This window comes from Thioclava sp. F42-5, assembly GCF_002213195.1.
Classification (GTDB): Bacteria; Pseudomonadota; Alphaproteobacteria; order Rhodobacterales; family Rhodobacteraceae; genus Thioclava; species Thioclava nitratireducens.
The window spans coordinates 842,730-860,457 of the sequence record NZ_NBNZ01000002.1; the positions used below are offsets into that span (position 1 = coordinate 842,730).

Sequence of the window (17,728 nt, forward strand, 5' to 3'; positions counted from 1 at the left end):
TAGAAAGACGCGAAAGCTTGAGGTGCATCATGCAGCATTACGAATACAAGGTCATCCCGGCGCCCGCGCGCGGCGACAAGGAGCGCGGCCTGAAATCCGGCGCCGACCGTTTCGCCCATGCGCTTTCCGGCGTGATGAACGAGATGGCGGCGCGCGGCTGGGAATACCTGCGCGCAGAGACCCTGCCTGCGGAAGAGCGCACCGGCCTGACGGGTAAGTCCACGGTCTATCACAACCTGCTGGTATTCCGCCGCCCGACCAGCGCCGATCCGGCGCAGGCGATCGGTGCACATCCCGATCCCGAGGCTGCGGCGAATGACGAGGACGCGCCCGAGGCCAAGCGCCGCGCGCTTCTCGCCGATGCGCCCGAGGGCCGTGCGCCGAAACTGCGCGCCAGCCGCGACGGGTCGTCAGGCGACGGGGACTGACCGTTACGGACAGGGCGAAGGTAGGGCGGCTTGGAACCGGACCAATCCACCCGAAACGTGCCGCGCGCCCGCACCGGCGCGCCAGTCGCGTTGCCGTCGCGACGCTCCTTACTCGCCCTTGATCCGCGCAATTAGCGGCCCCATTTCCGCCCGACCCCCTTTCAACATCCGTCATTTCCAGTAGACTGCGTGACCCGACTCGGAGGCAGGCCCAAATGCCGCCCCGAAGTGGCATTCGGGCAGCAGGCAAGAGGCAAGCATGAGCAACAGCGATCCTTTCGGCTTCAACATTTCGGCCGCGGCGGACAAGAAGCGCCGCTCGCGTGGCAGACGCGGCATGTCGGGGGCTTTCGAGACCTCGACCCGGATCTGCGACAAGGAAGGCTGCAACGAGCCGGGCAAGTACCGTGCGCCGAAAAGCCCGAAAATCCTCGACGACTACTACTGGTTCTGCAAGGATCACGTCCGCGAGTACAATCTGAACTGGAATTATTTTCAGGGTCAGTCCGAGGAGGAATTTCAGGCTTTCCTGGACAATGCGACCGTCTGGGAGCGGCCCACGAAGCCCTTCAGCAAGGCCAAGGAAGAGGCGGGCTGGGCGCGTCACGGCATCTCGGACCCGCATGAGATCCTCGGCGACAACGCCACGAAGAACCCGGGCCGGACGATGGGGCGCAAGCTGCCGCCGACCGAACGCCGCGCGCTCGACATTCTCGAGGCGAAGGACACGATGTCCAAGGCCGAGATCCGCAAGTGCTACAAGGCGCTGATCAAGGTGCTGCACCCGGATATGAACGGCGGCGACCGCTCGCAGGAAGAGATGCTTCAGGAAGTCGTCTGGGCCTGGGACCAGCTGAAGGACAGCCGCAACTTCAAGTGACGGCAGGGGGGCTCTGCCCCCCGCGCTGCGCGCGTCCCCCGGGATATTTTCGCAAACCCGAAGCAAAGAGGCGCGCTCAAATCCTCGGGCTTGCCGAAATATCCCGGGGTGAATGCCGCAGGCAGAGGGGCTGCGCCCCTCGCACCCGTTGCCATCGCGCGCCCTTCCCATTCCGTGCCCCCGCCCCATCTCTAGGGGAGGAGGTGCTTCATGAACCCGTTTCCGAGTCTGCCCGCCGCTCTGGCGCTCGCCCTGACGATCCCCGTCCTCTCGAGCCTCGGCCTTGCGCCCCTCGCCGCGCCTGCCGCCGCGCAAAACGTGGGCGAGAAGCCGATAAGCCGCGATCTTCCTTTCGTCCTCAAGCCGGTGGCGCTGCTGGAAAACCCATGGGCGATCGCGCCCTTGCCCGACGGATCGGTGCTGGTGACCGGCAAGGCGGGCAAGATGTGGCATGTCACGGGCGGCGGGGCGCATGCGGTGGCCGGCATGCCGGAGGTGCAATATAGCGGCCAGAACGGGCTGCTCGATGTTGCGGTGCCGCCCAATTTCGCTGAGACGCGCGAGGTCTATATCACCTATGTCGCGCCGGATAACGCGCTGCATCTGGCGCGTGGGGTGCTGGATGGCACCCAGCTCACGCAGCTGAAGACGATCTGGCAGCAGACGCCGGGCGGGCGTGGCCAGCCGGGCGGGATCGTCGCCTTCGGGCCCGACGGAATGGTTTATCTCACGGTCGGCGACCGGATGCAGCCCGACACCGCGCAGGACCCGGGCAACCCGCGCGGCAAAATCCTGCGCCTGACCCGCGAAGGTCAGCCCGCGCCCGGCAATCCCCATGAAGGGGCGGGCGGTGTGCGCGCCGAGACGTGGACTGAAGGGCACCGCAACCAATACGGCCTCGCTTTCACGCCGGACGGCAAGCTCTGGGAGCACGAGATGGGCCCGCGTGGCGGCGACGAGCTGAACCTGATCGAGAAGGGCAGGAATTACGGTTGGAACGCGGTCTCGAACGGCCGACACTATTCCGGCCAGCCGATCCCGGATCACGACACGCGGCCCGAATTCGCTGCGCCGAAGCTCTGGTGGACGCCGGTGATAGCGCCGGCAGGGCTTGCGGTCTATCAGGGCCGCGACTTTCCCGACTGGCAAGGCGATATGCTGATCGGCGGGCTCGCCGGGCAGGGGCTGGCGCTGGTGGCGGGCGACGGCTCGGACCAGATCGCGCGCTGGAACCTGCAGATGCGTGTGCGCGACGTGGCCGTGGGGCCCAATGGCGAGGTCTGGATCATCGAGGACGCGGGCGAGGGCGCACTCTATCGGCTGATGCCGAAATGAGCTTGCCCGGCGCTTGACCGAAAACGACGGTGCGCGCATCCGAGCGCGGCGCGGTCGGAATTGGCGAAGGTCAGGCAGGGGGCCCCGCCTTTCCATTCGCGGGCTTATATTCGGCCCAGCCGAGGCGCGATCTTATTCTCGCCCCGGCGCATCGCCAGATCGAAGCACCAGACGATGCCGCCGCACAGGGAGATGCCCACGAGCACGGGTTCCGATTGGCTTGCCTCGGACTATTCGCGGTGGATCTGGAACGGCGCCCAGCTCTGGCTGACCGGCATGATCTCGATCGAGTTGATGTTCACATGCGCGGGCAGGGCGGCGACCCAGTAGATGCTCTCGGCGATATCCTCGGGCTGCAGCGGATCGGCCCCGGCATAGAGCTTGTCATAGGCTGCCTTGTCGCCGCCGGTGCGCACCAGCGTGAACTCGCTCTCCGACAGACCCGGCTCGATCGAGGTCACGCGCACGCCAGTGCCCGACAGGTCCGAGCGCAGCCCAAGCGAGAACTGCTGCACGAAGGCTTTCGTGCCGCCATAGACATTGCCGCCCGGATAGGGCCAGTTCGCCGCGATCGAGGCGAGGTTCACGATCAGCCCGCGGCGCGCGATCAGCCGATCCAGCGTGAGCCGCGTCATCACCGCGAGCCCGGTGATATTGGTGTCGATCATCGCGCGCCAGTCATCCAGATCGCAGTCCTGCGCAGGCGCGGTGCCGCGCGCGAGGCCCGCATTGTTGATAAGCGCGTCGATCTGCGCGAAACCTTCGGGCAGGCTGTCGAGCGCTGCACGCGTCGCCGCCTCGTCGCGGATGTCGAAGCACAGGGGATGCGCGACCTCCGGTCCGCCGAGTGCCTCGACCAGCGCGTCGAGCCGTTCCTGACGGCGCCCGGTCACGATGACCTTCCAGCCCTCATGGGCGAAACGGCGGGCGATTGCGTCGCCGAACCCTGCGGTGGCTCCGGTGATGAGGGCGGTCTTGGTCATGAAGGGGCCTTCCTGTCTTGCTGCCTGTCGGGCCACGCGTCTCGGCGCGGCGGTCGCGGCCCGCTTGTGTTCGTGGTCTGCCGGTGCGACAGGGCCAGTCGGGAATTTCCCATGGGGCCAGTCCTGCGCGCCTGATCGGCGGTTGCCGCGGCACGATAGGGGCAGGGGGCCGGAACTGCAATTTCACGGGCGCGTGACAGCGTCCCTGTCGCCTGCGTCCCGGCAATCAGCTCTCGGGATGGAGCACCTTGGCAAAGTCTGTGCGCACGACCTCGCGGATCACCTCGGCGAAGACCGGCGGAATGCGCGCGCTGCGCCGGGTCACCAGCCCGATCGAGCGCATCACCCGCCCGCGCCGGAAGGGCACGAGGGCGATATCCCGTCCGGCCTGCTCGACCTCCGAATGGGCATAGAGCGCGGGCAGGAGCGTGATGCCCATATTCATCGCCACCATCTGGCGCAGCGCATCGAGGCTGCTGCCCTCGTAATCCTGCCGCAGGGTGGTTTTCATCTCGCGCGCCAGCTCCACAAGCTGGGCATGCAGCGAAAACCCGTTCGACAGAACGAGCAGCGTCTCGCCCGCGAGATCGGCATCCTCGACGTTTGTCTTCTCCGCAAGGCGATGATCCCCGGCGACGGCAAGCTGGAGGGGTTCGCGGAACAGGCGGGTGACGGTGAAATCCGACGAGAGCACCGGCAGCTGCGTCAGGACCAGATCAAGGCGGCCCGCGCGCAGATCGTCGAGCAGGGCGCTCGGCTGCCCGTCGCGGATGAACAGGCGCAGCTCGGGGTGCTCGGCGTGGAGCCGTCGCACCACGCTCGGCAGCAGATAGGGCCCGAATGTCGCCGATGCCCCGAGTCGATAGGTCCCGGCAAGGCCCGCGCGTGTATGTTCGGCGAGGCCCGCAAGGGCTGCGACCTCGTCGAGAATGCCGTCGATCCGCGCACGCACCTCGCGCCCGGCAGCCGTCAGCACCGCGCCGCTGCGTCCGCGTTCGACGAGGGCCGCACCGAGCGTGTCCTCGAGATTGACGATCTGCTGGCTCAGCGAGGGCTGACTCACGCCGACACGCTCGGCCGCTTTGCGAAAGTTCCCGGCATCCGCGAGGGCGCGGAAATATTCGAGTTGGCGCAGGGTCGGCAGGCGCGGCTTATCCATAGGAATTTCCGATCATAACTTCAGGATACTTAGGATTGAGCTTACCAGCCCGCAACCCCAACTCTGATCTGTCGAGGGGGCCTTGAGGGAGCGCGAATGACGGAGGCGGCGGATAGTGTCCCCCCGCAGTCTCCCCGCGAGGATCCCCCCTCGGCACGAGTGAACCCCAATCTTTACAGGAGTTTAGAGATGAGCCTTTCGGATCGGACCCATGCCGCCATCGCGGCCCGTATCGCAGCCCTTCGGGCGCGGCGTCGCGACCTCGATGCGCGTGTGGAGCAGGAGCAGAAACGGGCCTGGCGCGACATGAGTGTTCTGCAACGGCTCAAGCGGCGTCGCCTGCGTCTGAAGGACGAGCTGGGCCGCTACGAGGGGCTGCTGCGTACGCTCGCGCGTCGGCGTCTGCCCGGCTGATATCGTTTTTCTCCGGTCCCGGCGCGCGCGTGACGGGGCCCTTTTCGCGAAAGGAACTCACATGGCATCCCGAACCGACCCGTTCCTCCCCTACCGTTTTCTCAAGAGCGCGGAAATTTCCGAGCTGGAAGAGGCGCTGTGTCACAGGCATATCAGGCGCGCCCCGGTCGCGCGCGCAACATGTTCCGAGGCGTGGTTCGATCTCTTCGATGACCCGTGCGAACGGGACGCAGAGGTCAGAGGGCGTGCCCTGCGCTGATCGCTTCATGCTATCATCCGGCTCGGGATGCGGCGGTTGCCGCGTGGTCGCTTGAGCGTGGAAAGGTAGGGAAGCTGCATGGCTCTTTGGATATTCGCCATCCTCGCCATCGGGCTTTTCGGCCTTTTCGCGAGGCGGCGTCTCGATCGGCGCGCCGACCGCGCAGAGATGGCGCGACTGAGCGCATCGCAGCCTGTCGATCCGCCGCGCTTCTCTGCCGATATGGTCGCCGGTCTTCCAGAGCCCGCGCGGCGGTTTTTCACCTTCGCCATCGCGGAGGGGACGCCGCTTTACACCGTCGCACGGCTGGAGATGCACGGACAGTTCGGCATGGGTGACAAATCCGCGCCGGGCTACATTCCGATGCGCGCCACGCAGGTGCTCGCCGCGCCGCACGGCTTTGTCTGGACAATGTCGGGCGGCTCCGGTGGAATGCGCCTCAGCGGCTCCGACAGCGACAAATGGACCCGGTTCTGGGTCGCCGGGCTCGCCCCCGTGGCCCGGTTCGGCGGCAACCCGGATCACAAACGCTCCGCCTTCGGTCGCTACGTGGCCGAGGCAGTGTTCTGGACGCCCGCGGCAGTGCTGCCGGGCCCGAATGTGACCTGGGAGCCGGTCTCGAGGAACATCGCCCGGATGACGATGCGCCGTGACGGGTTGGAGCAGGCGGTCGACCTCACCGTCGCCGAGAGTGGCCGGCCGGAGCAGGTCTGCTTCCGGCGCTGGAGCAATGCGAACCCGCAAAAGCGTTACCGCCTTCAGCCCTTCGGCGGCTATCTCTCGGAGTTCCGTAATGTCGACGGGTTCCGATTGCCGACCCATGTGGAAGCGGGGAACAACTTCGAAACCGAGGACTATTTCCCCTTCTTCCTCGTCGATGTGACCGAAATCCGCTTTCCCAAGTGATTGTGTCTGCCTGTGCCACATCGCCTCATGGCCGTGCCTCACCGGGGACCACTTCAGTCACGGCGCCCGCGCGCGTGAACATCTTCTCGCGCTTCCACCAGGCGACCAACGCGGCGACGCCCACCAGTATCCAGGTGTCCCAAGGCTGCGCATCCGGCCAGAACGGATTGATGAGCTGCCAGTGAAACAGCATCGGCAGCAGCAGGCTGCCACGCGCCGCGTTGAAAATCGGCGTGACCAGAACCGCGAGGGTGATATTGCCGATGAAGAAAGGCAGGTAGCTCCACTGCGCGAAGACCACGCCGGTGAGGTAGAAGGCGGGCAGGTGCCAGATGCCCCAGATCGCGCCGATCAGCACGCCGGCCCAGAACGGGGCGACATGGCGCTGCAAGAGCGGTTGTGCGACGCCGCGCCAGCCGAACTCCTCGATAGGTCCGAGAAGCAGCATCATGAACATCACGCTGACCGTCGCGCCCACGCCCTCGGGCGGCATCGGCGCAAGGAGGGGCCCGCCCTGGATCAGTGAGCCCGCCATGAAGACGAGCGGGATCACGAGCAGGATGAAGCCCCACCACGAGACCGGGCAGTGCCAGATCAGAAGGCGCGACAGGAACCGGCGCAAGCCGCCAAGCCCGGCAGAGAACAAGACCACCGTGAACCCTGCGATTGCCGGAGCCCAGGTTGCGAGGAAGAAAAGTGGGTGGGAGCCGCTGATCTGGCCGAACCGCGCGGTCATTTCTGCGGACAAGAAGATGTAGCTGCCGATCACGCCCCAGGTGATCGCGAAGGTCAGCGCGAGAAAGGCGAGCAAGGCGCGCGCGGTGGCGTGCAGGGGCAGGTCTTCGGGTGCGACTGGCATTCGGCTGACCATGGATGTGCGTTCAGGGGCCGCCCCACCATCGTCATTTTCCGCGCCGAAATCCTTGTTCTGGGTCAAGCGCATCGCGCCAACGATGACCCGGCGCGTCCTACGGCGCCATGAACCGCCGCCGCGCCTCGACCGCGATGTTGTAGCGCTGTTCCAGATCGGCGATCAGCGCCATAGCGACGCGCTTGGCCTCGTCTCCCTCCGCCTCCCGGTAGCTTTGCTTGGCCGCCTCCAGCAGCTTCTTGAGTTTGAACTCCTCGGGCAGCGCGCCGGCTTCGGCCATGATCCGGGCGGCCACGGCGGTCGCCATGTCGGTAAATGCCTCGCCCGAGCGATCCGGGAGCGGCTTGCCCTCGCCGGAAAGCCCGCTCAACTGGCCCTCCGCAAGGGCCTTCTGGATTTGCCGCTCGACGAGGCGGCTCAGGGATTGGCTCATGCCGCGTTCCTACCGTTTCCGAGCACCGCGGGAGGCGCGGTACCCTCGCGAGCATAGCCCACTTCTGGCGATGCCAACACTCAGACTTCCGTGCGAAACCTGTGACAGGGCGGCGCGCGGGCTCAGGCTAGTCGCGCGAATTGCGGCAGTTCCCAAAGCCCGTCCGCGACCGCCGCGCCGACCTGCAACTCGCACGCATAGCTGCGACTGAGGATCGGCGTTCATCGAGGGGTCACGCAACAGCGGAGTGCCCCCGCGAGACATGTAGATAGGAAACCTCAAGCGCCGAAGCCCGGAATGAAGTGCTCTTTCGAATTCATCGCCCGCGGTTAGCCCGCGACTGCGGGGGCGCCGAACGTGCACTGCTGTCTTCGACGCCAGACGATCACGAATTCATCCGGCAAAACAGAACCTTGCGAGGCGTTCCTGCCGGCGCTTGAATTCCGTGTCGCGCGGCCGCATGCTCGATCGCGAGGGATGGAGAACCATGTCGGAGACACTGGCGGCACTTGGCGGAGTCGGGCTGTTCCTGCTCGGCATGAAGATAATGACCGAGGCGCTGCGCGAAGCCGCCGGGTCCAATCTGCGCCGCCTGCTGGCGCGGTTCACCACCACGCCGCTGAAGGGCGTCGCGAGCGGTCTGGTGACGACGGCGGTGATCCAGTCGTCTTCGGCGACGACGGTGATGACGGTCGGCTTCGTCGGCGCGGGACTGCTTAGTTTTCCGCAAGCGCTCGGCGTGATCTACGGCGCCAATATCGGCACGACGGTCACCGGCTGGATCGTGTCGCTGGTGGGCTTCAAGCTGAAACTGGGCGCGGTGGCGATGGGGCTTTTGTTCTTCGCGAGCCTGACGCTGTTTCTCTCGCATGGCCGGGCGGCGCGCATCGGGCGCGTCCTTGCCGGGTTCTGCCTGCTCTTCATCGGGCTCGACATGATGCAGCAGGGAATGTCCGGGGCGGAGGCCTGGATCACGGTGGAGCGCACGCCCGGAACCGGGGTGGGCGGCTTGCTCGCGATGGCGGCGCTGGGGCTCGCGGTCACGGTGGTGATGCAATCCTCCTCGGCGGCGATCGCGGTTGTGCTGGTGCTGGTCAGCAACGGTGCGCTGCCGCTGATCCAGGCGGCTGCGGCGGTGATCGGGATGAACCTCGGCACCACCTTCACCGCGCTGATCGCGGCCCTAGGGGGATCGCGCGCGATGCAGCAGACCGCGATCGCGAACCTGCTGTTCAATTGCGGAACGATGGTGATCGCCTTTCCCCTCCTGCAACTGGTCGCGGCTCCGTTGGAGGGGCTAGCGGCGCGAACCGGGGTCGATACGGCGCTCGTGCTGTTTCACACCGGGTTCAACCTGCTGGGAACGCTGGTCTTTCTTCCCGTTACCCGCCAATTCGCCACGCTCGTCGCGAAATTGCGGCCCGATCTCGGCGGGCGGGCGCCCCCGGAACTGGACCGGCGCCTGTTGAGCGACGAAGGCGCCGCGATGCAAGCGGCGCATTCCATGGTAATCTGGGCCGCGCAGGAGATTTTCGCAGCCTATTCGGTGGCGATCGGCCCCGCGCGCGATCTGCGGCGGATGTCGACGCTGGGGCCACGGATCGCGATCGCTCTGGATGACCTGAAGGATTACATGGCGCAGATTTCGGTCCCGCGAGACCGGCCCGCCGAAGCCGCCGCCTTCGCCGCGCTGATGCATCAGGCCGACCATCTCATGCGTCTGGTGGAGCAGGCCGAGCACCGCGGCTACATCCCGATCCTGTTGCGCGGCAAGATCACGCCCAGACCCGCGCAATGGTTCGCCGCCTGCCTGTCACCCGAACGTCCACTCGATTTGCCGCAGATCGGGGAGCGCATGGCGCGGATGGCCGACCCGGTCGCCCATCGCCTCGCGCGGCACCGGCGCGGCCTGTTGCTGGGCGAGCATGTCGGGCTCTACACGATGCAGGAGACGTTTCAGGCGACCGATGCGATGCGGTGGTTTGCGCGGATCATGCACAATGTCCAGCGCGTCGGCGAATACGAGCGCGAGGTACAGGCGAAGCTGGGGCATGTGGCGGTCGCCTCTCCCGAGGCGGACTCGCCGCTTAGCGCCGGTTCCTGATCCTGAGGCGTATTGCCATGGCGGCGTGGGCCCTCCGGCGACGGCTTGATCTACGCACCAAGCGCGTCTTCGCCCCCCCACCGTCACACGGCGATGGAGGCGACCGAGCCGCCGTCCACGCGGTAATTGGCACCGACAACGAAACTGGCTTGCTCGGAACACAGGAAGGCGATGGTCGCGGCCACTTCCTCGGGTCTGCCGCGCCGCTCCAGCGCCAGCCACGGGCGATCCGATTTCAAGAAGCTCCGGACGGCCTCGTCATGGCTGATGCCTTCCGCATCCGCCTTCTGGGCCATCATCCCATCGGTCATGGGTGTCTCGATAAAGGCGGGTGAGACGCAATTGACCAGCACGCCCCGGCGCGCGGCCACCCCGCTCAGCCCCTTGGCGAAATTGAGAAGCGCGGCCTTGGCCACATTATAAACCGCCTCGGTCTCATAGGGCTGCGCCGCATTCTCGGAACAGAGGATGACGACGCGACCCCAGCCGCGGTTTTCCATCGTCGGCTCGAAGGCGCGCACGGTGCGGACGACCGACATGAAATCGCTCTCCCACGCGTCGTGCCAGTCGCTGTCCGTCATCTCGAGCGGGTGCCCCTTGGCGCCGGTGACACCGGCCGCGCAGACGAGGATGTCCGGCATGGTGAAGCGCTCTTGCGTGGTGGCGGCGAGACCCTTGATCTGGTTCGGATCGCGCAGGTCGGCCTGAAGCGCGCAGGTGCCGTGGGCGAGCTCCTTGGCGGCGCGGGACACCTCGTCACCCTTGAGGTCCACGAGGATAACCTGCGCGCCCTCGGCCAGCAGCGTTCTGGCGGCGGCTTTGCCGATGCCCGAGGCGCCGCCCGTGATCAGGGCCGTTTTGCCTTGAAGTCCATAATCCATCGTCGTGCTCCTTTCGCGTGTTCAGTTGAGCCGAAGCCCGAGATCGTCCAGCACCCGGTTGACGCGCGCCGCCTCGGCGGCCGAGACCAGCCCCGGTGCGGGGCGGCCTTCGAGCGCGCTCAGGAAAGGCAGGATTCCGGTGCCCGCGTCGAGCGGATCGAGCACCATGCGCTCGGTCGGGCTCTCGGCCCCGCGCGGGGTCAGCGTCATCTCGCCTTCCTTGAGTGAAATCGCACCAGCATCGCCCACGAGGTCCAGTTCGAGCCGCATCCGGGTGTCGGTCCAGCCCGCTTCGACGACGCCGGTGGCGCCGCTCGCAAAGCGCAGGATTGCGGCACCGTGATCGCTCAAGGGCCACCCCAGCGCGTTGCCGGTGGCCGCATGTCCCTCGCGGATCGGCCCGAGTATCCACTGCAAGGCGTCGATCGCGTGCACCGCCTCGTCGACGAACCCGTCGTAGCAGGCGAGCTCCGGGTCGGTCATCCAACTGTCGAGATTCAGCCAGTCCGCGTAGCCGCCGTCGTGATTGAAGAGCATTCTCGCCGATCGTACCTCGCCCAGCCGCCCCTCGGAGACCCAACCCTTCGCCTTGCGCAGGGCGGGCACGGTTCGGAAGAAATACGCAGTGTGCAGTATCGCTTCGGCCTTCGCGGAGTGCTGCGCCACGGCCTCGGCGTCGCGGGCGCTACCGGCGAGCGGCTTCTCCGAAAAGACCGGCAGACCCGCAGACAGCGCCGCTCCGATATCGGTGGCATGGTGGGCCGTCTCGCTGCATACGACTGCGCCCGCCGTTTGCAGCCCCTGAAGGGCGTCGAGCGTCGCGAGGGGCTTTGCGTCAAGCTCGGCGCAAAGCCGGTCGCGGCGGTCCGGATCGCGATCATGCACGTAGCCGACACTAAAGCCGCGCGCCTTCATCTGCTGCAGGTGGTCCGGCAGATGAACATGCGCGGCGCCAAGCAGCGCGAGGGTCGAAATGTTCATGTCGTTATCCATGGCGGCTCTCCTGTGGTCGGTCGCGGATCAGGCCGGCGACGCGCCGGTGTCAGCGGGGGAAGAAAGGAGTTCCGCGCGCAGCCTCGGGAGCGCCTCGGGGTAGGCTTCCTGCAGCCACGCGATCAGCTTCTCGCGCACTTCGCAGCGCAGGTCCCAAGCCTGCGGCGAGGTGCGTGCGCTCATCAAACCGCGCAGCGCAATCGTGTCCTTGTCGGCATCGGTGACCTGAAGGTTGATCACCTGGCCGTCCCAATGCGGCGACTCGCGGACGATCTCTTCGAGCTTTTCGCGCACTTCGGTCACGGGCACGGTGTAGTCGAGATACCAGTGCACGGCGCCGATGATCGACGCGCTTTCGCGGGTCCAGTTCTGGAACGGTTGTTCGATGAAATAGCTCAGCGGCACCACCATGCGTCTCCAGTCCCAGATCCGCACGATAACGTAAGTGGCGAAGATCTCTTCGATCCAGCCCCATTCGCCGTCGACGATCACCACGTCCTCCAGCCGGATCGGCTGAGTGATCGCGATCTGGATGCCCGCGATCAGGTTGGCCAGAACCGGGCGCGCCGCGAGCCCGAGGATCAGGCCCGCCGCGCCCGCCGAGGCGAACAGGCTGACGCCGTATTTCTGTACGGTCTCGAAGGTCAGCAGCACGCCCATGACGGTAAAGATGGTCAGCAGGATCGTCGCGGTGCGCCGCAGGACACGAAACTGCGTCACCAGTTTGCGCGCGGCAAGGTTGTCATCGAGGTCCATCCGCTGGCGACGGATCACCCGGTCGCTCAGGTTTCGGGTCAGCAGGATAGAGGTCCAGCCGATCAGCACGATCAGGAGGATCAGGAATATGTGCCCCAATACGTCCTGCAACCGCCACGGCAGGTCGGTGCGCGGCACCGCGATCGCCAATGCCGCGAGCAGAAATGCCAGCCGCATCGGTCTCTTTGCCTGTCGCAGCGCCGAGCCCGCCATGCCGCTGCCCGCGTCCACCCAGCGCCTAAGGGCGCGGAAAAGCAGCCAATGCAGCAGCAAGGACAGCAGCAGCGCGCCCAGAAGCACGACTGCGGGCCCGAGCCAGTCTGGCCCTCCGGCCATCGTCCGCCGGATGAAGTCGGAAATGCGACCTGCAAGCACCATGGCGTCACCCGCCTCCGCTCACAGAGCGGAGGACATCGGCCTCGCTTTTGCGCTCACGAGGGACGGGGAGCCCGAGCGTAAACCCGGCCGCGCGGGAAACGTGGCCGATCAGGCCCGGGTCGAACGTCGCATGTTCCACGCGTGTGCCTCCTGACTCATGGTGATCGATCGGAGCGTGTCCTTGCGTGCCGCGTTACGTCAGGGGATCTTCGAGATCCCCTGCCTATGCAGAGCCAACCCGCGTTCGCCGCTTCGGTTTCCCAAAAAGGTTCAATAGAGCTGAGGGCGCTTGTCGCAGCCGCATTTTCCCCGGCGGGAAATGGGGGCCTTCTTCGGTGAGCGATTGTCAGGGATACAATTTTACGCGTTGCCTAAAATTGCGGCAGGCGGCTTGCTGGGGTTTTGATGATGGAAGGCTTTGCAGATGGAGTCTCATTTGGAGGGGGAGCAGGCCGACCCGGCCGTGTCCCATAGAATGGTCGAGACGGCCCTGACGGGCTTGGACATGAACCGGGCCGAGGATGTGAAAATCGCAGTTGAGCGCGTGAAGGGGTTTCCGCTCGCAGATCTCTACCTCAGTTCGTCGCTCGGCGCGGAAGCACATCCCCACGAAGTCTGGATAGCGCGCATGGAAATTCATCGACAGGCAGATGAACGCCGCCGCGCGCATGAGAAGCGCCTCACTTTCGTTGCCGGGATATCGGCCGTGGTCGGTGGCGCGATCGGTAGCGCGCTGCATTTTCTCTGGTCTTGAGGGCCCTGGCCCTCGGCCGCGCCGACGGACTGCGCGGGATCCGCGCGGATCGGGCGAGTCAGCCGATCCATATCCACGTCACCACGAGGATGACGAGGACCGCGACGGCGATCGCGACGGCGGTCCACTTGCTGATACCGCTGTTGCGTTCGGCCGGGGTCTGCTTTTCGATCTCCGCCTCGGACCGGCGACCCTCCAGACGCTGTGCCATACGTACCTGATCGGGGCTCGGAGGTGTGCCGGCCGCCTCGTCATCGGTGCCGAGAGGCGCGGCGGCGGGGTCGCTGAACCCCACCTTGTCACCCGCGCCGCCTTTGTCGATGGTTTCGCGTAGCTGGCTGGCTTCCGCCGACCCTGAACGTGCCTTGCCGTCCACGTATTCGATATCTTCCTTGTTCGTCATCGAACGCCTTCCTTGGTCCTCGGGTGGGCGACGGGCCTGTCGCATGGAGCAACTGAATTTTCCTTGCGTAAAAGCCGAAACCGGCGAACGCGCCAACGCCATCCGGCAGGGGCGCGAAGCCGGTTCAGGTGACGCCGCTGCGCGAGGGCGACCGGTTCCAGTCCGGATCCTCCCGTCTGACCTTGAACGTGTTCCAAAGGCCCGCCGGAACGCCCACCAGCAGACCGATCAGGCCTGCCACGACGAAGGCCTGCCAGTTCATCCAGTCGAATGCGAGAAAGGCGGTCACAACGGCTCCGGCAATGCAGAGCACCCAGAGCGGAATGAAAAGAAGTCTCCATCCGTATTTCATGGCGTGTCTCCTGTCTGGTTCGGGAAATCAACAAACGGCTGACCTGTTCGGTTCCTGCTTGCGCGGCCCTTGGGGTGTGACGCCAAGCCGCGAAGCTGACTTTTCTGCAACCGCGTCACCGCACAGCGCTCGATTGCCGGTCGGACCGGACAACCGCTGTCCCCGACGTTCGCGCGGGACTTATTCTGGCTTTCTGTCGGAACTTCCTGCGTTTTCGCCGCTTAGGCCCGAGCACATTTTGAACCAGACTTTTCCAGCTAGAGGGAGCCGCATTGCCGCCAACGTCTCAGCGGGTCGCTGCTCACACTTCGCTCGGCAGGAACTTCGCCCCCTCGCGTTTCATTGAGTCCTCAACGAGAAGGACAGGTTGGCGTGAGCAAGGAACGCGACATTATCGAACTCATACCGGCGCTGCGCTCCTATGCTTGGGCGCTGACCAAGCGGCACGAGGACGTGGACGACCTGGTTCAGGACACGTTGGTCAAGGCGATCGACAAGGTCGACAGCTTTCAATCCGGGACCAACCTGCGCGCGTGGCTGATGACGATCATGCGCAATACCTTCCTCAACAACATCGCGAAATCGAAACGCTCGACGACAGGCAAGAAGGATTGCGTCTCGACCACCTTGTCGACGCCGGCCACGCAGGATTGGTCGGTGCGGGGTGGCGAGCTGATGCGTGCCGTCGAACGCCTGCCGCGTCATTACCGCGAGGTTCTGATCGTCGTCGTGATGCTGGGGGAAAGTTACCAGGACGCGGCAAATCTATTCGGTATCGAGATGGGAACGGTGAAGAGCCGCGCCAACCGCGCACGCGCGATGGTGGCCGAAGACCTCGAAGCCCGCGCGCCGAACGATCCCCTCGAAGATTAGAGATGAACCCTAGGTCGCCGTGGATCGCGCCGATTACTCGGGCTTGTCGCGTTCATCGAGGCGTTTGCCCAGGCGTCGTGCCAGCGACACGAGGCGTTCGGGAACGTCCTTGTTCCAGACCTCGCCTGCCTGCTGCCGGAGCGCTTCATCCAAATCCTCGCCTGGAGGCTTTTTGTCGTGCTCTTTTTCCATGCCTTGCCTCCTTATGCCTTTTACGGCGGTCGAGGCAAACCGGTTTATATTTGGCGGATGCCTCCGTCGGATAAGCGCAATCCATGGCGAGGCTTCACACCGATGGCGCACCCGGCCATTCCGGGGCGTGGCGCAGCGGTGCCCGACGGCGCCGCCGCGCTTTGCGTTTCGTTGCTGCGACAGCGTCACTCCGCCGTCCGGACACGCAGATTGTTCTGCACATGGGTGACGCCGGAGACGCTGTCGGCGCAATCTTCGGCCCGGCGTTTGGCGCGGCGGGAGTCCACGTAGCCGTCCAGCGTGATCTCCTGATCCGCGACGCTGACGGTTATCTCGCGCGCGTCCACCAGCCGATCGTCGGTGAGCCGGTCGTGAACATCTTCCTCGATCCGGGCATCCGAGCGCCGGTAACCCTTCGGGCCGCGCCCGCGATGATCCTCTTCCCGACGCGCTTCGGCGTCTTCGTCCCCCAGCCATGAAGCGACCTCGTCGCCGGCCCGGTCCATGAAGCTCCGTCCGCCGTGCGCTTCACGTCCTGCGCCGCGCCGCTGCGCTGGTCTCGCCCGCCAATAGGGGTCCGGATCGTAAGGTGCTCCGCCATAGACGGGCGGGAGGAATGGCCAAGCATAGCCTCCAGCCATCGGCGCCGCTGGATAGCCGAACTGTTCGAGCCGAGATCTGCGGTCTTCCGGGTCGCCTTCGTCTGGGTGGTGCCGCCGCGACAGGGCACGGCGGGCCTCTTCTTCGGTCATATCGTCATAGTGCCGTGACATGAGCTTCTCCTCTCGTGTTTGGCAACCGCGCAAAGCAGCGTGGTCTGAGCCGGGAACAGGAGCTGGCGCGATATGTTCCTGCCTGCTGCGGAACGCAGCGCGCCGCGATTGCGCGGGGCAGGGGTGGCAGCGCGCCTTCCCTCTCAAGTCGCCACCATCCTCGCGGGCCGTTCCACAACGAACCTCGTGCGCAACGACAAGGCGGCGAGGAGCGGGATCGCCGCCGTTCCGCAGAACATCGCGGCGGGCCCGAAGCTCCCGGCGACCATGCCTGCGATCGCCGGGCCGATCACGCTGCCCGCAGCGGTCGCCAGAAGCGTCGCCGTAAAGCCGAGCGCGGGGAAGGACGGGAATAGACGTTCGGACCAGAAGGCGAGCACCGCGCTCGTCATCATCACGTTGATCCCCTGCAGGGCGGCGGAAGCGACGAGCGCGACCCAATTTCCGGGCTCGAGCGCTGCGAAAACAAGCGATACAGCTGCGACCACAAGAAGGATACGCACCAGCAGGCTCAGACCGACCGCATCCCGCGCCCGCTTCGTGAACAGACCGCTCAGCCCGAAGAAGCCGAAAAAGAGGAAGAGGACGGACGGCGTCGCGTCTTCGGGGAGCCCGGGATACTCCGCCTGCGCGAAGCGGTCTGCCGCGAAGGACACGTAGACGGCGGAGGTGATGCCGAACACGAAGGCGATGGAGAAAAGGGGCAGCGCGCACCGATTGAGAAGGTCGCCCCAACTCCGATCGGGGGCCTCCTCGGGGGCCTTGTCCACCTGGCGCAGAGCTGCCCAGTTGCCAATAAGTGCCAGAGCGCTCGCCCCGGCGAAGACCGACCAGCAGATCCGCCAGTCGAACTCCATCACGACCATTGCCAGGGCCAAAGCGCCTGCGCCCATGATCCCCACGCTGGTGCCCGTGCTGACCTGCGACAGCGCGGTCGGGCGGTCCACGTCGCTGACCTTGCGGTGCACCGCGTCGTTGAAGGGGGTCCAGGCAAAGCCGGCGCTCGAAGTCGCGAGGAAGATGCCGAGTGCCAGAACGCCGACAGTCGGAGCAAGTGCGACAATCGCCATCCCGGCGGTCGCCGCGCTCAATCCGGTCAGGACCGGGAATTCCGGTCCCCGGCGGTTCAGGAAGAACTGGGCGACGAGCAGGCCGAGGAAGAACCCCACGAAGCCGATGCTGGACACCGTGCCCACCGCGGAGGGTGACATCGAGAATGTGGACGAGAATTGGGGCACGAAGAGGCCGAACCCCATGCGGCCGGGGCCGTAGCTGATTGCGGTCGCCGCGAAACCGGCGGCTGAAAGACTCCGAAAGAAAGTGATTGCTAAACCCTCCGTCCGGGCCGAATGCGGCCCGCGTCATGCGTTGCTGTTGCGCGTCGTCAGGGGGTCGATCCCGGCGAACGGCCGTTGGAACAAAGTGGGCAGCAACTTGTTCCTGGAGCCTTCGGATTGAGCGCAACCCGCCGCGTTGCCCCATTCGCGTCGGCAAGCCTCCGCCCGCCCACAAAGGCGTGAGCGTGTAATGGGCTTAACCCAACAATTGTTCGAGACTGAATAGCCCCGTGTATCGTGGACGCCGTCTTTGCTAATTTTGAG

Annotated in this window: 20 protein-coding genes; 8 read left to right on the plus strand and 12 right to left on the minus strand. The window is 65.7% G+C overall.

Translation table 11 applies throughout. The features are described from left to right. Positions 1 to 29: 29 nt before the first annotated feature. The 3 genes from B6V74_RS09355 to B6V74_RS09365 all read left to right on the plus strand — a co-directional run bounded on the left by B6V74_RS09355 (position 30) and on the right by B6V74_RS09365 (position 2,643). Complete coding sequence (locus B6V74_RS09355) at positions 30 to 428, plus strand: DUF4177 domain-containing protein (RefSeq protein WP_088720224.1); 399 nt, start codon at positions 30 to 32, stop codon at positions 426 to 428. Positions 429 to 687: 259 nt separating this feature from the next. Then, positions 688 to 1,308: a DnaJ domain-containing protein gene (locus tag B6V74_RS09360; RefSeq protein WP_088722599.1), complete on the plus strand. Its 621-nt coding sequence runs from the start codon at positions 688 to 690 to the stop codon at positions 1,306 to 1,308. 210 nt (positions 1,309 to 1,518) lie between these two features. Continuing rightward, a complete protein-coding gene (locus B6V74_RS09365) occupies positions 1,519 to 2,643 on the plus strand; it encodes a PQQ-dependent sugar dehydrogenase (protein WP_088722600.1) in 1,125 nt (374 codons plus the stop codon). Positions 2,644 to 2,873: 230 nt separating this feature from the next. Here B6V74_RS09365 and B6V74_RS09370 read toward each other — a convergent pair whose 3' ends face one another. Continuing rightward, complete coding sequence (locus B6V74_RS09370) at positions 2,874 to 3,626, minus strand: SDR family oxidoreductase (RefSeq protein WP_088722601.1); 753 nt, start codon at positions 3,624 to 3,626, stop codon at positions 2,874 to 2,876. 226 nt (positions 3,627 to 3,852) lie between these two features. Continuing rightward, positions 3,853 to 4,785, minus strand: a complete 933-nt coding sequence (locus tag B6V74_RS09375; RefSeq protein ID WP_075775585.1) for a hydrogen peroxide-inducible genes activator — start codon at positions 4,783 to 4,785, stop codon at positions 3,853 to 3,855. 189 nt (positions 4,786 to 4,974) lie between these two features. Between B6V74_RS09375 and B6V74_RS09380 the strand changes: the two genes are divergently transcribed. Then, positions 4,975 to 5,199, plus strand: coding sequence for a DUF465 domain-containing protein (locus B6V74_RS09380; protein WP_168184202.1), 225 nt, complete (start codon positions 4,975 to 4,977; stop codon positions 5,197 to 5,199). 337 nt (positions 5,200 to 5,536) lie between these two features. Beyond that, entirely contained in the window at positions 5,537 to 6,364 is an 828-nt protein-coding gene (locus B6V74_RS09390) for a DUF6544 family protein (RefSeq protein ID WP_088722603.1), read from the plus strand. Between the two features lie 25 nt (positions 6,365 to 6,389). On the opposite strand, the gene B6V74_RS09395 is transcribed toward B6V74_RS09390, so the two are convergent. Beyond that, the gene (locus B6V74_RS09395; RefSeq protein WP_240497081.1) at positions 6,390 to 7,301 is read right to left on the minus strand and encodes a CPBP family intramembrane glutamic endopeptidase; all 912 of its coding nucleotides are present in this window, start codon (positions 7,299 to 7,301) and stop codon (positions 6,390 to 6,392) included. Between the two features lie 31 nt (positions 7,302 to 7,332). Then, entirely contained in the window at positions 7,333 to 7,668 is a 336-nt protein-coding gene (locus B6V74_RS09400) for a DUF1992 domain-containing protein (protein WP_088722604.1), read from the minus strand. A gap of 487 nt (positions 7,669 to 8,155) precedes the next feature. Here B6V74_RS09400 and B6V74_RS09405 point away from each other — a divergent pair, with 487 nt between their 5' ends. Then, complete coding sequence (locus B6V74_RS09405) at positions 8,156 to 9,772, plus strand: Na/Pi symporter (protein WP_088722605.1); 1,617 nt, start codon at positions 8,156 to 8,158, stop codon at positions 9,770 to 9,772. A gap of 83 nt (positions 9,773 to 9,855) precedes the next feature. On the opposite strand, the gene B6V74_RS09410 is transcribed toward B6V74_RS09405, so the two are convergent. From B6V74_RS09410 to B6V74_RS09420, 3 genes are read right to left on the minus strand one after another with little or no spacing between them, the layout of a single operon-like run. Beyond that, positions 9,856 to 10,653, minus strand: coding sequence for an SDR family oxidoreductase (locus tag B6V74_RS09410; RefSeq protein ID WP_088722606.1), 798 nt, complete (start codon positions 10,651 to 10,653; stop codon positions 9,856 to 9,858). Positions 10,654 to 10,674: 21 nt separating this feature from the next. Then, on the minus strand, positions 10,675 to 11,646 hold the full coding sequence (locus tag B6V74_RS09415) for a Gfo/Idh/MocA family oxidoreductase (protein WP_088722607.1): 972 nt from the start codon (positions 11,644 to 11,646) through the stop codon (positions 10,675 to 10,677). Positions 11,647 to 11,673: 27 nt separating this feature from the next. Then, entirely contained in the window at positions 11,674 to 12,780 is a 1,107-nt protein-coding gene (locus tag B6V74_RS09420; RefSeq protein WP_088722608.1) for a mechanosensitive ion channel domain-containing protein, read from the minus strand. Between the two features lie 424 nt (positions 12,781 to 13,204). Between B6V74_RS09420 and B6V74_RS09425 the strand changes: the two genes are divergently transcribed. Continuing rightward, on the plus strand, positions 13,205 to 13,534 hold the full coding sequence (locus B6V74_RS09425) for a hypothetical protein (protein WP_088722609.1): 330 nt from the start codon (positions 13,205 to 13,207) through the stop codon (positions 13,532 to 13,534). Positions 13,535 to 13,592: 58 nt separating this feature from the next. On the opposite strand, the gene B6V74_RS19060 is transcribed toward B6V74_RS09425, so the two are convergent. Beyond that, the gene (locus tag B6V74_RS19060; RefSeq protein WP_206185191.1) at positions 13,593 to 13,937 is read right to left on the minus strand and encodes a hypothetical protein; all 345 of its coding nucleotides are present in this window, start codon (positions 13,935 to 13,937) and stop codon (positions 13,593 to 13,595) included. A 124-nt stretch (positions 13,938 to 14,061) separates the two neighbouring features. After that, positions 14,062 to 14,289, minus strand: coding sequence for a hypothetical protein (locus B6V74_RS09435; RefSeq protein ID WP_088722610.1), 228 nt, complete (start codon positions 14,287 to 14,289; stop codon positions 14,062 to 14,064). Positions 14,290 to 14,661: 372 nt separating this feature from the next. Here B6V74_RS09435 and B6V74_RS09440 point away from each other — a divergent pair, with 372 nt between their 5' ends. Further along, complete coding sequence (locus tag B6V74_RS09440) at positions 14,662 to 15,162, plus strand: sigma-70 family RNA polymerase sigma factor (RefSeq protein WP_240497082.1); 501 nt, start codon at positions 14,662 to 14,664, stop codon at positions 15,160 to 15,162. Positions 15,163 to 15,195: 33 nt separating this feature from the next. Here the strand turns inward: B6V74_RS09440 and B6V74_RS18965 are convergent, their stop codons facing one another. From B6V74_RS18965 to B6V74_RS09450, 3 genes are all read right to left on the minus strand, one after another. Then, positions 15,196 to 15,354, minus strand: coding sequence for a hypothetical protein (locus B6V74_RS18965; RefSeq protein WP_157771597.1), 159 nt, complete (start codon positions 15,352 to 15,354; stop codon positions 15,196 to 15,198). Positions 15,355 to 15,539: 185 nt separating this feature from the next. Continuing rightward, positions 15,540 to 16,127, minus strand: coding sequence for a BON domain-containing protein (locus tag B6V74_RS09445; RefSeq protein ID WP_088720237.1), 588 nt, complete (start codon positions 16,125 to 16,127; stop codon positions 15,540 to 15,542). A 143-nt stretch (positions 16,128 to 16,270) separates the two neighbouring features. Continuing rightward, complete coding sequence (locus B6V74_RS09450; RefSeq protein ID WP_088722611.1) at positions 16,271 to 17,452, minus strand: MFS transporter; 1,182 nt, start codon at positions 17,450 to 17,452, stop codon at positions 16,271 to 16,273. Positions 17,453 to 17,728 lie beyond the last annotated feature (276 nt).

What these genes read in the sequence shown, in the direction of transcription:
- B6V74_RS18965 (WP_157771597.1), bottom strand. Translation starts at nt 15,354, where the DNA reads ATGGAAAAAGAGCACGACAAAAAGCCTCCAGGCGAGGATTTGGATGAA.
- B6V74_RS09435 (WP_088722610.1), bottom strand. Translation starts at nt 14,289, where the DNA reads ATGAAATACGGATGGAGACTTCTTTTCATTCCGCTCTGGGTGCTCTGC.
- B6V74_RS09445 (WP_088720237.1), bottom strand. Translation starts at nt 16,127, where the DNA reads ATGTCACGGCACTATGACGATATGACCGAAGAAGAGGCCCGCCGTGCC.
- B6V74_RS19060 (WP_206185191.1), bottom strand. Translation starts at nt 13,937, where the DNA reads ATGACGAACAAGGAAGATATCGAATACGTGGACGGCAAGGCACGTTCA.
- B6V74_RS09415 (WP_088722607.1), bottom strand. Translation starts at nt 11,646, where the DNA reads ATGGATAACGACATGAACATTTCGACCCTCGCGCTGCTTGGCGCCGCG.
- B6V74_RS09355 (WP_088720224.1), top strand. Translation starts at nt 30, where the DNA reads ATGCAGCATTACGAATACAAGGTCATCCCGGCGCCCGCGCGCGGCGAC.
- B6V74_RS09390 (WP_088722603.1), top strand. Translation starts at nt 5,537, where the DNA reads ATGGCTCTTTGGATATTCGCCATCCTCGCCATCGGGCTTTTCGGCCTT.
- B6V74_RS09380 (WP_168184202.1), top strand. Translation starts at nt 4,975, where the DNA reads ATGAGCCTTTCGGATCGGACCCATGCCGCCATCGCGGCCCGTATCGCA.
- B6V74_RS09420 (WP_088722608.1), bottom strand. Translation starts at nt 12,780, where the DNA reads ATGGTGCTTGCAGGTCGCATTTCCGACTTCATCCGGCGGACGATGGCC.
- B6V74_RS09365 (WP_088722600.1), top strand. Translation starts at nt 1,519, where the DNA reads ATGAACCCGTTTCCGAGTCTGCCCGCCGCTCTGGCGCTCGCCCTGACG.
- B6V74_RS09425 (WP_088722609.1), top strand. Translation starts at nt 13,205, where the DNA reads ATGGAGTCTCATTTGGAGGGGGAGCAGGCCGACCCGGCCGTGTCCCAT.
- B6V74_RS09400 (WP_088722604.1), bottom strand. Translation starts at nt 7,668, where the DNA reads ATGAGCCAATCCCTGAGCCGCCTCGTCGAGCGGCAAATCCAGAAGGCC.
- B6V74_RS09405 (WP_088722605.1), top strand. Translation starts at nt 8,156, where the DNA reads ATGTCGGAGACACTGGCGGCACTTGGCGGAGTCGGGCTGTTCCTGCTC.
- B6V74_RS09360 (WP_088722599.1), top strand. Translation starts at nt 688, where the DNA reads ATGAGCAACAGCGATCCTTTCGGCTTCAACATTTCGGCCGCGGCGGAC.
- B6V74_RS09410 (WP_088722606.1), bottom strand. Translation starts at nt 10,653, where the DNA reads ATGGATTATGGACTTCAAGGCAAAACGGCCCTGATCACGGGCGGCGCC.
- B6V74_RS09375 (WP_075775585.1), bottom strand. Translation starts at nt 4,785, where the DNA reads ATGGATAAGCCGCGCCTGCCGACCCTGCGCCAACTCGAATATTTCCGC.
- B6V74_RS09370 (WP_088722601.1), bottom strand. Translation starts at nt 3,626, where the DNA reads ATGACCAAGACCGCCCTCATCACCGGAGCCACCGCAGGGTTCGGCGAC.